Here is a 13,158-nt window from a genome sequence, read left to right on the forward strand (position 1 = left end):
ATTGAGCCACAGGACGTCGATAAAGGACGGTTTGGGGCGTCATATCGGGAGCTGCGGACCACTTAATCGCAGCTTCCCTAGCAGTGGGTTGTTACATAACAAGCGATAGGATGATGACATGCAACTTCAATTTCTACTCTCAACAACGCCGCCAGCGCGGTTTTATAAAAAGCCACTAAGCACCGCCATTGGCCTATTGTTGGCGGCCACAGCGCTACCTACGTTGGCTGACGATACTCCACAAAACAACACTAACCGTGATATTGAAGTGGTGGTGGTTGAGGGTAAGTACATTGTTAACGACAAGCTGAATACCGCGACGGGGCTAGGGCTGACATTACAAGAAACACCACAATCGGTCAGTATTATCACTGATCAGCAAATTATCGACCTCGGCCTTGGCTCGCTGACTGACGTGGTTAATAGTGCTGCTGGGGTATCATCACGCGCATTCGACAGCTCAAGAAACTCGTTTTCTTCCCGTGGATTTAGCATCGACAACTACCAGATTGATGGCATTCCCGTGCAATGGGACGGTGGCTCCAGCGCGGGGGAAACCCAAACGGATACGGCGTTGTATGAACGGGTGGAAATTGTCCGCGGCGCAACCGGATTGTTGACTGGCGCGGGGCAACCATCAGCGTCAATCAACCTCGTGCGCAAACATGCCGATAGCCAAACGCTAAGTGGTTACGCTTCGGTCAGTGCCAGCCGCTGGGATACCTACCGTGGCGAAGTTGATGTCGGTAACGCGTTGAATGAATTCGGCTCAGTACGCGGCCGTGTCGTAGCAGTGTATGAAGATGGTGATTCCTATGTCGATTATGCGGGCAACAAAAAATCGGTAATCTACGGCGTAGTTGATGCGGATCTTACCGATAACACCTTGCTGCGCTTTGGCGCGAGCTATCAAGATAACGATCCAACGGCATCACAGTGGGGCGGTCTGCCGATTTTTTATAGTGACGGCAGCCGAACCGAATGGCAGCGTTCTGATACTGTTGGCGCTAAATGGACCTATTGGGCCTCCGAGCACAAGACTTACTTCGTCAATCTTGAACACCAATTTAACCAAGATTGGCAGGCACGTTTTAACTACAACCGCACCGAAAGCAGTTCCGACATGAAATTGCTTTATCTCACTGGCTTACCCGATAAGGAAACTGGACTAGGGATGGGCACCAGTCCCGCCCGTTACGATAATGAGCGCGTTCAGGATGATTTTGGCGTGCGCCTGACTGGCAAATACGCCTTGTTTGGTCGTCAGCATGAACTCGTGCTCGGAGCCAGTCATAGTGAGCAGGACTTTGATTACTTCACCTACAGTCCATTAAGCCGCCCAGCGGTAGGCAACTTCTTTGAATGGGATGGCAACATCCAACAACCTGAATGGTCCGCGCGGGCACCAATGCAGCGGATGACAACTAAACAAACCGGTTTCTATGGCGCTACTCGCTTATCGCTAACTGATGATTTTAAAGTGATTGTTGGCGCACGCGTGGCTGATTGGGAACGTAAAGATCTACTCAACGATGCCACTTTCGGCAATGATGGTGTTGTTGTGCCTTACGCTGGCGCGTTGTATGACCTTTCAGAAAACTTCACCCTGTACGCCAGCTACACCGAGATTTTTCAGCCGCAAGACGCCAAAGACGCCGAGGGTAACTTTCTCGACCCGCTCACTGGCATCAACTACGAAGCTGGCATGAAAAGCCAGTTCTTGGATGATGCATTGCATCTTACAGTGACATTGTTCCGTACCGAGCAGGAAAATTTCGCGGTAGAAGATAACGATTTCACACCGACAGAAGACCAACTGGTGGCTTACCGTGCCGCTGAGGGTGTCACCAGTGAAGGCTTTGAAGTTGAAGTCGTCGGTGACATCACCGATAACTGGAAAATTAGCGCCAACTACACCCAATTTGATGCAACCGAAGATAATAGCGACGGTGAATCTAATACGGTGAATACGCGTTTTCCGAGTAAATTATTCCGCTTGTTTACCGTTTATAACTGGCAACAGCTCAGTGTTGGCGGCGGGGTGAATTGGGAAGGCAAAAGCTATACCGATGTGACTAACGGAGCAACGGGCAATAGCGAACGAGTAGGACAGGGCGCCTATGCGCTGGTTAACCTGATGGCGCGCTATGACATCACACCGCAATTATCTGCCCAGCTAAATATTGATAACCTGTTTGATAAAACTTATTACAGCCAGATTGGCTTTTATACCCAGCTCGCATACGCCGAGCCAAGAAATGCCACGCTGACACTACGTTATAAGTTTTAACGCCTCAACAGTTGCCGATAGGAGAACAAGCAAATCCTATCGGCAACGCCAAGTGCTAATCACATCATCATTGCGAACAGTTATAAGGCTAGCCGTCGCGCAATACTGCATTCCGCAACATTCAACACGGCTAGCTCAGGGGGCTACTTACGCCGACTCACCACGGTATGGCGTGACGAAGCGCAGCCACAAGTAACCAAGAACTCCGGCAATTAACGTCGCGCCCATGATGCCTAACTTGGCATCGAGTAGTTGTTGTTGGCTACCATCAAAACTCAACAAAGCGATAAACATCGACATCGTGAACCCCATGCCAGCCAGCAGTGACAAACCAAATATCTCTTTAAAATTCAGTGAACTGTTAATTTCACCCATGCCTGTTTTGACTGACAACCAGGTTAAGCTAAAAATACCAATCGGCTTACCTACTAACAAACCAAACACAATGCCCCATGCGATGGGTGCATGCAGCATGTCATCCAATGCTTGCGGGGTAATCTCTGTTCCGGCATTTAGAAACGCGAAGATAGGCACAATCAATAAGCTCACAGGCGTATTCAACATATTCTCCCAGATCCGCAGCGGCGTTCGGGTTAATTGCGCTTGCCGCTGAATCTCTTCTAGCGCCAAGTCTTTCTGTTCATCACTGAGCACCTCTTTAGGCTGTTGCTCGGAAGATTGTTGTGGATCACTAAGATGTTGGTAGATAGCTGCCGCTTTGGACTTCATTGAGTGCGCCAAGTGACTAGGATGAACTTTTGGTCTCGCTGGAATCGCCAGTGCAGCCAGCACGCCTGCAATAGTCGCGTGTACGCCTGATTGCAAAATGTAATACCAGAGCCCAAGCGCTAGCACGACGTACCAAAATGGCCCGCGGATGCCTAGGCGATTTAACGCTAGCAGTCCAGCAAAAAAGCCTGCGGCAATAGACAGCGCATTCCAGTCGATTTGGTCGGTATAAAACAGCGCAATGACCAACACTGCTCCAATGTCATCAACAATCGCCAATGCCACCAAGAACACTTTTAGACTCGGATTGACCTTACTGCCAAGTAACGCCATAGCCCCAAGCGCAAACGCGGTATCGGTCGCCATTGGCACGCCCCAGCCAGTGCTACCATCACCACCAAAATTTATCGCATAGTAGATCAGCGCCGGTGACACCATGCCTCCGATAGCCGCCAAAATCACCGCCGCCGAGTTCTTAATGGAGCTGAGTTCTCCGGCGATAAACTCCCGCTTGACTTCGAGCCCAAGAGTAAAGAAAAACAGCACCATCAAACCATCGTTAACCCAATCGTGCAGATCCATTTCCAAACGAAAATCATCGACAAATAGGCCGAAGGTGACTTTTTCCAATTGACGGTAAACCGATGCATAGTCTGAATTAGCCAGCCACAGGGCAACAAAGGTCGACGCAAGTAAGATAATTGCACCTGTTGTTTGATTAGCGACAAATTCATTAAAAGGCTGTTTTACGTAGCGGCTGAACGAGCGTTCCAGCGGTGGACGAATATCGCTGGGTTGTGGCTCAGTTTTGGGGGCGTTCGATTGCGTCATGGTGAGAAATCCTTATCTTATTGACAGTGCCGCAGCACCGATTTGAAGTTAAAGCATCACGGTCAGCTCATTTATAACTCATTGATTAAAAAAACATCCTATCACTAGAGTGTGATATACCACAAAATTCCGCAGTGTTTTGGTTAGCGTCTTGTTACAGCCTCAATCCACATCAAACAAAGGCTACACCGCGGTTAACGTGATGTTTTGTGGCGCCAGCGTGTTCGTCTAGATACTGCAGTAGTGAGCGGAAATATGGTTATATGCAAAAGGCCGTTGCCATATTGGCTTGGGTAATTATTGCTGTGGAACAGGGAGTAACTCACTGAGCCGCTTATATCAAATTCAACAGCGGTTTTATCAACATACCGTTTCTGTGTTGAGCACGAGCCGCTTCAAGGTTTTCATCTCGCCCTAAACCTGCTGTAATGCGCATCGAACTCCAAGGGTAGGTTAGGGAAAATGCTAAAACATGATGGACGATATTGTAGCTCAGGCACTCAAGCCGTTAATGCCTAAAGGCAGTATCTTGTACACCGCGCGCCGCTTTCCCGACTGGGAAATTGTCGCTGCCGACCAAGCTTGGCCCATTTACACCGCAACCCCGAGCTATGCCACTATCACGCTACATGACGGCACGGTCTATTTTGTGCCATTTGCCGCGCCTGGGCGTTTTGCTAGGCCGCCCGCAGACACAATAAAAAGTGTGGAATTTCATGCGATTCCTGCTGCATTGATGGCACAGGCGTACAAGAGAAAGCAGCAGCGTCAAACCCTGCATATGAGCATGCTGATCATCGTGCTGATCGTTGGCTATTTTGCGCCTCGCATGATTAGGGATTACCGACAACGGCAATACCAGCAAGACATGGCTACGGTCAGAGACCTGATGATGGAGAAGGAGCGCAATGAGCAGCAGCTTATCCGCCAGCGCTCCGAGGACCGACGGACACTCAACCTTCGCGTTGCCGAGCTGACAGAGCAAATCGGTGATGTTTGGGTGTTGACCAACGCTACCGAGCCAGTTGTAGCAACGCTGTCACCCAATCATTTTGCGATGGGATTGGGGCTGGCCAAAGTGGCGGCTAAAGTGGTTAAAGATGAAAACCCGGCCGGGGACTTTCTGGCGCATGAAGACAAATATGGTTATCGCATCATGCTAAGAATGCCGAGCGATACCATCGCGTTTGCACAAAGCAACATCACCTTCTCCGATACCGCTAACTCCGGCCACAAAGCAGATGCCTCCGGCGTCACCGTCACAGTTGCCACTAAATATACCGATGAAGAGATTGCCACGCAGATTGCTAATCACCCCAACATCGGCTCACGCGCAGCATTAGAAGAGTTTTATCCCGCCATGAAAGATGGTTACGAACGCCGTCAATATCGAATTAGCGCAGCAGAGTTAGCGTCTGGTGAGTTAACGTTTGCCAATATTCGAGTGAAAAATATGAGTTTTGATAAGCCGAATACCACTTACTTTATCTCTGCCACCAATGCGAATTTGCCGATGGCTGAGCAGCAACGCTTAGTTGATAAGTTGATGACACAATTCAACATTTCACGCCAAGCCATGGCGCAATGTTGCCGCTGGCAGCAAATCAAAGCCAGCCGCTAAACGGTTAGAACTCAACGCGTGCACCGCTGTAAGCGGGCAGGTTAGCTGTGCTTAGCACTGCTTTCATAGGTGAGATGACGCCTTACATGCGACTTAAACCACATCAGGCTACCGCACTTTTGTCATGGAGTTGGCATGCTAACAAGTCGGTGTTAACCGATGGGCTAAATGCACTCACAACTCAGATCCTATACTGTGGGCATTTGCTGATGAATCTAAGGAGCGGTTATGGCACCAACATATCGCGTTGAGAAAGATAGTATGGGAGAAGTACAAGTCCCCGCCGAGGCGCTGTATCAAGCGCAAACCCAACGAGCTATCAATAATTTCCGCATCAGTTCGCATAAGATGCCACATGATCTGATCATTGCGCTGGCATACATCAAACACGCGGCGGCACAAACCAATGCTCAGTTTGGTAATCTAGATAGCAACATTGCAGATGCCATCATGCATGCGGCGCAAACGATTATCGATGGTCAGCATTTAGCACAGTTTCCCATTGACGTATTTCAGACGGGCTCCGGCACCAGTACCAACATGAACGCCAATGAAGTGTTAGCTACATTAGCCAGCCAACACTTGCAGCAACAAGTTAGTCCTAATGATCACGTTAATATGGCTCAGAGCAGTAACGATGTGATCCCCACCGCGATTCACGTCAGCGCGGTCATGGTAAGCGAAAACCAGCTATTTCCCGCGTTAACTCACTTGAGCGAAACGCTCGAGAAAAAGCAGGCGCAACTTCAAGGAATAGTCAAAACCGGCAGAACGCATTTGATGGACGCCATGCCCATCACTTTTGCGCAGGAATTGAGTGGCTGGCAGGCGCAAATACAGCATGCTACGCGAGCAATATCAGCGACATTAGACACAGTTAAAGCGTTGGCTCAAGGTGGAACGGCGGTCGGTACGGGCATTAATGCGCCTGCCCAATTTAACGCAATTTTTTGCCAACACTTGAGCCAACTGACTGGCAAAGCCTTTGTACCAAGTGATAATTTTTACTTTAACCTCAGCAGCCAAGACGCCGTTGTGTCGCTATCAGGCCAACTTAAAACACTGGCAGTAGCATTGATGAAAATCAGTAACGATTTGCGCTGGATGAACTCTGGCCCGTTAGCAGGTTTAGCGGAAATATCACTCACCGCATTACAACCTGGCTCATCTATCATGCCTGGCAAAGTGAACCCGGTGATACCCGAAGCGGTAGCGATGGCCGCTGCGCAGGTGATCGGTAACGACACCACCATTACCGTGGCGGGTCAGTCTGGCAACTTTCAGCTTAATGTGATGTTGCCGGTCATCGCCCACAACTTACTGGAATCACTTCATCTGCTCGCCAACTCGTGCACAGCATTGGCTGATAACGCCATTGCACCATTCACGGTTCAGCAAGCGCATATCGACAGCGCGCTGGCTAAAAATCCAATCCTGATTACTGCGCTCAATCCCGTCATTGGTTATTTGAAGGCGGCAGATATTGCGAAAAAAGCCTATAAAGAGGGGCGCGCGATTATCGATGTCGCCGAGGAAGAAACAGAACTGAGCCGAAGTGAATTAGAAGAGTTATTAAACCCACTCACCCTTACTCAAGGTGGCGTGAGTAAGAAATAGTTTGCTGGTAGATGCTGGCACGGCAAATAAGCCGAATTTTCGCGTTACGCAGTGACCTACTACTCATTAGAATTGAGCGGCGAACGTTCGCCGCTGTCATCAAAACATCGACGTTGAAACCGGTATACGATGACGGCGGTACATAGAGCGTCTAAACATCACATAAAATCCATATGTCAGTAGACAGATGGCAAGCAACGGAAACATTTTCTCGGGCAAGTATTTGAAAATTGCTAGCGCGGATAACACGTATAAAAACGGCATCAGGTCATACATCGCCTTGGGCATGTTGCCCGATTTTCGACGTTTAGCGGGGTCGGTGCGGCGATTTTGCGAACGTAGTGCATAGATCCTCGCGCCAAGAATAAACAACACAATACTTGAGAGCAGGGCGTAATCAGGCTCTAACATCATAAAGCTGATACCACCGAGGGCCATATAGCCATAGGGGAGTAGTTCGTACAACGGTCTGTTGAGCATAAGCCATCCTTCGCTTTCATGATTCTTGAACGAGCAAACTCCGTCCAGTAGAGTTTGCTCGTGATAAACATCCTTATCTAACGGCTAAGTATAACCAATTTCTCAAAAACTACTCATTGCTAACGAACAGGTGGTGTGTTGCTGCCGTATTTTGATGTCGACAGATTTACTTGACCACTACAATGTTCGTCGAGAGCGGTGGCGGCAACTGTGCCAAATATGATCGATAGTTCGTAGAAAAACTTTCCGGTGAATGCTGTTGGGGCAACCGGACTGCTGTTTTATATAATCTCTATCGTGCTAAATACAGTAGTACATATGTATACGTTCTGGTTACATCTGCTGTAAATTTTGGCGATTAAAATCTTTTTATTTAACCGCGTAAATTTAGACCACTCACCGCAATCCCGCGTATTGAACGGGGTTGCTCATTATTTAGGCCGTAAACGCTTGAGATATCCACAAGATATGCGCTTTTATGCCTCTTGCAAATCCCCATAAACCACATTATATTGATTTTTAAAAACAAGAAAACACTATATATTGTGCCATAGGCGCGTTAATTGCTACTGAAGCAAACTAACGACAGCCTTGAGAAATTTTACGTTAGGAAGCTTTTGTCGCAGTGAAAACTAATCGCGTTTACTTATTGAAGTGTGTTTTTGATACCACCAATTAAGTATTCATGATGAACTTCTTGAGATACCTAAACATACCAAAATGGAGATTTAAAATGGGGAAAAGCATCAAACCTGAGCAATCTACAGGCCGAGATGGTGGTATTTATCAAGGAGTTGGTCCTTGTGCGCACGCTCCTTTTCCTCCAAAGGGGTAATAGTCTATGAATGGTATTCCTACCTACCATGTTCTTGCATTATCAGGTGGTGGCTATCGTGGCCTCTACACAGCGACAGTTCTTTCAGAACTTGAGACTGCGCTTGGGTCACCAATAGCACAGCACTTTGATCTAATCTGTGGAACGTCGGCAGGAGGAATGCTGGCCTTAGGCTTGGCGGCAGAAATTCCTGCTATCGAACTTAAAGCTCTATTTGAAGACCAAGGACACAGAATTTTTGGTTCTCGTAGTTTAATGCGACAACTTCTTGGTTTTTGGATGATTGCTAAGCACAACTCTAATGGTCTTAGAGAAATACTCGCTGAACGATTTAATGAAACCACTATTGGAGAGTTAAAGCATAGGGTGCTAGTTCCTGCTGTGAACTATTCAACAGGACGAGGTCAGTTTTTCAAGACCCCTCATCATCCATCGTTTGAATTAGATCATCGGATGAAAATTGTGGATGTTGCTTTGGCCACTTCTGCTGCTCCGGTTTACTTTCCTTTGACTCGCAATGAACGAGGTGTTTTTGCTGATGGTGGACTCGTTGGCAACGCCCCGGGCTTATTCGGGTTACACGAAGTAAAGACATTCCTAGCTCCTAATCAAGATGCTTTAATTCGAGTTTTAGCGATCGGAACGATGACCATCGGTGCGACTGTTCGTGGAGGAGCAAGCTTAGATCGTGGTTTTGGTATGTGGCGCGGGGGGCTTTTTGACCTTGTGATTTCAGCTCAAGAATCGTCAGTGGACTACATGTTAAAGCAATCGTTGGGGGATGATTATTTTCAGATTGATGACCAAGCGACCCCCGATCAAAGCAAAGATGTCAAAGCCCTAGATCGTGTTTCTACTGGAGCTACAAATACGCTCAAAGACCGCGGTGTTCATGCTGCGCAACGAGCACTTGGAAACCCCAAATTTCAACCATTTAGGGTGCATACGGCCGTAGCGCCTACGTTTTATCACGGCTCTAACAAAAACGATTCGGAGGCTGTATGTTAAACTTAAGTCCGCTGTTTTTTACGAATGTCGAAGATGAAGTTTGCATGCTTCAGGAACTAGAGCTTTCCCCTGAACAACGTGAATGGATTGCTAGTGCTCGATTAGACGTTAGGAATTGTCTGCGTGATGGTATCCCCAATGTCTTAATGACCAATGGATACGATGGCGATGTCCAACAACCTCGCTTTTTCACTCAAGGGTCGTGGGCCTATAAGACTTTAAATGCCCCAGCTAAACATCCGCAACAAGCTGATATTGATGATGGTTGTTATTTACCATTAAGTTTCGTTTCTCAGACCAAACGCCCAAGTGTTGCAGCAAATGTATTTTTTGCCGCAGCGGAGGAAGCTTTACTTCCTTTGGTAAAAGAGAAAGGCTGGAAGCTTGTTACTGAAAAATCAACCTGTGTTCGAATCGTCATATCATCCTACGCCCACATTGATATTCCTTTGTATGCTATCCCTGATGAAGAATTCGCTTCATTAACAAAGGCTTCTATGGAAAGTTACGGGTATGATTCATTGATGGAGGCTCTTAATAGAGCAGAGAAAGATGCTTGGACTGCTCTGCCTGCTAATAAAGTTCTTTTAGCTCATCGTGAATGTGATTGGATGGCATCGGATCCGAGACCTGTTAAGGATTGGTTTCTTGGTGAGGTAGCAGCCAAGGGGGAGCAATTCCGCCGTGTCATTCGTTATTTAAAGGCTTACCGTGATTGGCGATGGTCAAGTGGCGGCCCCAGCTCCATTTTGTTGATGGCGGCTGCTGCACCACTTTTCGATAAACGTTCAGGACGTGATGACCTCGCTCTTTTAGACGTAGTCGCTCTCCTACCATCTAGATTACGGGCTGGAGTAAATAATCCCGTTGAACAATCTGAATCGTTAACTGAACGACTTGGCGAGAATGGTGTAGAAGAAGCTGCAAAGGCATTAGAAAGCTTTGAGAAAGTACTCCGTGCAGCAATTGAAGCTAGCAGTCCAGCGCAGGCTTGCAGTTGGATGCAAAGAGAATTTGGCTCTCGCTTTCCTAATGAGCCAACGAGAGTCATTGTGGTCTCTGTAGCTGCAACTATTGCTGCTACTCCTGCAAATGCAGGCCCCAGCGAGCTTGTAGGTAGGACCAAAGCCGGATGAGCCATAATATACCAGTCACCGATGTTATTGACGCCTTTGTGCTTCAGGGGTTCAATTTTATAGGTCAGAGTCAAGATGGCTGGTTTAGGCTACAGGGAATCTTAACTCCACCTGAAGTCGATAAGGGTTACGAAGCTGAAATCCAACTTGACCCTACATTTTTTGACTTGCCTAGGATAAGACTTTTACAGATTCCTCGTGGATTGCCTCCAACGATTCCTCATATAGGTGCCGATGGTAGTCTTTGCTATCTAGCAAAGGGCTCTGTGGTATTAGATATATATGATCCTATCGGTCAATCTCTAGCTTGTTTGCAACGAGCTGCTGTAGTCCTTGGGCAGATCATTAATGGTGATTTGATTGAAGATCTCGTAGAAGAATTTTTTGCATATTGGCATGGGTTGTATTGTTTTGCTGATATGCAAGGTGAAAATCTTGGTCGTCAAAGCTGTATCGTCGCGCAAGCAAATGGGAATTCCCTATGGTTCATTACTGACGATGAAGCTAGGACAAGTAAGAAATTAAATTCTCTTAGTTATGTTATCACTGAACAGACAGTATTAACTTATCGTGTTAAGACTAGCGCTCAACCTCGTCCGTTGATAGGACAATGGCCTCCAAAAACTGTTGGAGACATTTTGGAATGGCAAAGCAACCTAGACCCTAGATGTAGACGTAAGATTCATCAGCGGCTCAAGGAAGGTGAAAAGAGAAACGCAAATGGAGTTTTAATCATAATTGAATCGCCATTGCTGACCTATGGTTTTGGCGTGCTGTATGATCGTTCGTCTGGTAAGCGAGAGAGACTTTCCAGCGGTAAGGATCAGAGTTTAGGATTGCAGGTTATCCCCTTATCAGTGGTGAGAATCGATGATAGGTATATTGCACAGCGCAATATACCTAAATCAAAAACACTTGCAGGCAAGAACTTAGCAATCATAGGTTGCGGAACGATAGGGGGATATCTGGCGGAAATGCTAGTGAAGGCTGGAGCTGGTACTCGTGGAGGGAAAATTACTCTCGTCGATTTTGATTATCTTTTACCACAAAATATTGGACGTCATCGCTTAGGTTTTCCCGATCTACTATCGAATAAAGCTAAAGCAATGTCGAGAGAACTTAAGCGTTTAGCGCCTGATATTGAAATTCGAGCTCTACCTGTAGATGTAAGAAATGCCCAGCTTGGTAAAGTAGATTTGCTAATCGATGCAACAGGAGAGGAGCCGCTTGGGCATTGGCTCAGTGAACACTATCCGTTACCGACGCCAATGGTTTCTGTTTGGATTGAGGGACCTGGTACGGCTGTAAGGGCTCTTCTTCGAAATAATCCGTCGGGTGCGTGTTTCAGATGTCTTTGGCATAGCAATAGGAATGGGGACCTCCGTTCTACCTATGATCCTCTTCCAGTGATCTTAGCTGGACATGGGTGTGAGGGCTTGTATGTCCCATTTCCCGCTTCAGTCTCAGTGCAAGCAGCTAGTTTAGGCACCGAGCTCATACTTGATTGGATAAATGGAATTTATTCTCCGGCCTTACGTACTAGGCTACTCGATGTTAAGCAGCAGCTATTTATGCCCGATTGCGATCCACTGAAAGATCCAGAATGCCCTCTATGCCATTAATGAATTCTTGGGGCACTATCGATAGAAGGACATTATTGCATTTTTCTGATGCGGCTATAGAGACTTTTAGCCAGCATATTCAGTTTCAGGATAATGACAATGAAGCCGGTGGGATTTTATTGGGCTCGGTTCATGGCCCGCACATGCTTGTTGATCAAGCTACAGTTCCTACCGAGTATGATAAGAGATTTCGCTGTTTATTCGAGAGAATGCCAGTTGGGCATGAAACTATCGCCATCAACAGATGGACAACAAGTAAAGGTACTATTCGATATCTGGGGGAGTGGCACACTCATCCAGAGGATAATCCATCTCCATCGAGTATCGATAGAGCAGAATGGTATCAGTTGGCTGTGAAGCGAAGGGATAAACGTCCGTTGCTAGCAGTTATTGTTGGTAGAAAATCCTTGTACATAGAATATGTGCCAAGTTCGGGGCCAAGTATCCTTCTGTCTCCAATAAGCTAATCGATTTTAATGAAGGGGTAACTAAAAATTGCGTTTAATATGTACTAGCTCACTCCGGTTCTGCGCGGGAAAAATTAAGCTTCGCTCAATTTGGCTTTACCACGGCGTTATGCCATAGAAATTTCTATCCGAAGTTTACCTGTTACATTCCACGTACTAACACGCTTCTGTCCCATGAGTGTGCTGATGGGTATGAGTAACACGCTAGTGTCCCAAAACGTGTTAGCAACAGGTAAGGATTTCTTACCTGTTGACCCATCGTTGTTCCTATCAACGTTGTAACTCGTGATTGCAACTGCATTTCTATCACTATGAAGTCTATACAATATTTTTGTTCATAATTTCCATCATTAGGCGAGCACAGTAATGACGCATATTTTGAAGGCAAAAATCAAAAACTTTAAAAAATTCCGTGGGTATGAGATCTCTTTTAATCCCAAAAGAAACGTAAGCGCTCAATAAACCCGTACAGCTTTACTCAATGCTGCTGATATCAACATTCCACGGCATCAGATCCGACAT

At 46.9% G+C, this 13,158-nt stretch carries 9 protein-coding genes; 7 read left to right on the plus strand and 2 right to left on the minus strand.

Translation table 11 applies throughout. The features are described 5' to 3' along the window. Positions 1-118: 118 nt before the first annotated feature. The gene (locus tag ACN0TT_RS19950; protein ID WP_417763876.1) at positions 119-2,290 is read left to right on the plus strand and encodes a TonB-dependent siderophore receptor; all 2,172 of its coding nucleotides are present in this window, start codon (positions 119-121) and stop codon (positions 2,288-2,290) included. A gap of 147 nt (positions 2,291-2,437) precedes the next feature. Here the strand turns inward: ACN0TT_RS19950 and nhaA are convergent, their stop codons facing one another. Next, the gene (nhaA, locus tag ACN0TT_RS19955; protein WP_417763877.1) at positions 2,438-3,850 is read right to left on the minus strand and encodes a Na+/H+ antiporter NhaA; all 1,413 of its coding nucleotides are present in this window, start codon (positions 3,848-3,850) and stop codon (positions 2,438-2,440) included. Positions 3,851-4,322: 472 nt separating this feature from the next. Here nhaA and ACN0TT_RS19960 point away from each other — a divergent pair, with 472 nt between their 5' ends. Further along, positions 4,323-5,471, plus strand: a complete 1,149-nt coding sequence (locus ACN0TT_RS19960) for a hypothetical protein (RefSeq protein ID WP_417763878.1) — start codon at positions 4,323-4,325, stop codon at positions 5,469-5,471. A gap of 228 nt (positions 5,472-5,699) precedes the next feature. Then, entirely contained in the window at positions 5,700-7,088 is a 1,389-nt protein-coding gene (locus tag ACN0TT_RS19965) for a class II fumarate hydratase (protein WP_417763879.1), read from the plus strand. 99 nt (positions 7,089-7,187) lie between these two features. Here the strand turns inward: ACN0TT_RS19965 and ACN0TT_RS19970 are convergent, their stop codons facing one another. Next, on the minus strand, positions 7,188-7,568 hold the full coding sequence (locus ACN0TT_RS19970; protein WP_417763880.1) for a hypothetical protein: 381 nt from the start codon (positions 7,566-7,568) through the stop codon (positions 7,188-7,190). Between the two features lie 841 nt (positions 7,569-8,409). On the opposite strand from ACN0TT_RS19970, the gene ACN0TT_RS19975 reads away from it, so the two are divergent. Genes ACN0TT_RS19975 through ACN0TT_RS19990 form a run of 4 tightly spaced genes read left to right on the plus strand, consistent with a single transcriptional unit; the run spans position 8,410 to position 12,636 of the window. Beyond that, positions 8,410-9,411 (plus strand): CBASS cGAMP-activated phospholipase, encoded by a 1,002-nt coding sequence (locus ACN0TT_RS19975; RefSeq protein WP_417763881.1) that lies wholly within the window; start codon positions 8,410-8,412, stop codon positions 9,409-9,411. Further along, positions 9,405-10,547, plus strand: coding sequence for a CBASS cGAMP synthase (locus ACN0TT_RS19980; RefSeq protein WP_417763882.1), 1,143 nt, complete (start codon positions 9,405-9,407; stop codon positions 10,545-10,547). The genes ACN0TT_RS19975 and ACN0TT_RS19980 overlap by 7 nt, the downstream gene beginning before the upstream one ends. Then, the gene (locus ACN0TT_RS19985; RefSeq protein WP_417763883.1) at positions 10,544-12,169 is read left to right on the plus strand and encodes a ThiF family adenylyltransferase; all 1,626 of its coding nucleotides are present in this window, start codon (positions 10,544-10,546) and stop codon (positions 12,167-12,169) included. The genes ACN0TT_RS19980 and ACN0TT_RS19985 overlap by 4 nt, the downstream gene beginning before the upstream one ends. Continuing rightward, positions 12,160-12,636: a Mov34/MPN/PAD-1 family protein gene (locus ACN0TT_RS19990; RefSeq protein WP_417763884.1), complete on the plus strand. Its 477-nt coding sequence runs from the start codon at positions 12,160-12,162 to the stop codon at positions 12,634-12,636. Before ACN0TT_RS19985 ends, ACN0TT_RS19990 begins: the two co-directional genes overlap by 10 nt. Positions 12,637-13,158 lie beyond the last annotated feature (522 nt).

Source organism: Shewanella sp., assembly GCF_048265805.1.
In the GTDB taxonomy this organism is placed as follows: domain Bacteria; phylum Pseudomonadota; class Gammaproteobacteria; order Enterobacterales; family Shewanellaceae; genus Shewanella.

What these genes read in the sequence shown, in the direction of transcription:
- ACN0TT_RS19950 (WP_417763876.1), top strand. Translation starts at nt 119, where the DNA reads ATGCAACTTCAATTTCTACTCTCAACAACGCCGCCAGCGCGGTTTTAT.
- nhaA (WP_417763877.1), bottom strand. Translation starts at nt 3,850, where the DNA reads ATGACGCAATCGAACGCCCCCAAAACTGAGCCACAACCCAGCGATATT.
- ACN0TT_RS19960 (WP_417763878.1), top strand. Translation starts at nt 4,323, where the DNA reads ATGATGGACGATATTGTAGCTCAGGCACTCAAGCCGTTAATGCCTAAA.
- ACN0TT_RS19965 (WP_417763879.1), top strand. Translation starts at nt 5,700, where the DNA reads ATGGCACCAACATATCGCGTTGAGAAAGATAGTATGGGAGAAGTACAA.
- ACN0TT_RS19970 (WP_417763880.1), bottom strand. Translation starts at nt 7,568, where the DNA reads ATGCTCAACAGACCGTTGTACGAACTACTCCCCTATGGCTATATGGCC.
- ACN0TT_RS19975 (WP_417763881.1), top strand. Translation starts at nt 8,410, where the DNA reads ATGAATGGTATTCCTACCTACCATGTTCTTGCATTATCAGGTGGTGGC.
- ACN0TT_RS19980 (WP_417763882.1), top strand. Translation starts at nt 9,405, where the DNA reads ATGTTAAACTTAAGTCCGCTGTTTTTTACGAATGTCGAAGATGAAGTT.
- ACN0TT_RS19985 (WP_417763883.1), top strand. Translation starts at nt 10,544, where the DNA reads ATGAGCCATAATATACCAGTCACCGATGTTATTGACGCCTTTGTGCTT.
- ACN0TT_RS19990 (WP_417763884.1), top strand. Translation starts at nt 12,160, where the DNA reads ATGCCATTAATGAATTCTTGGGGCACTATCGATAGAAGGACATTATTG.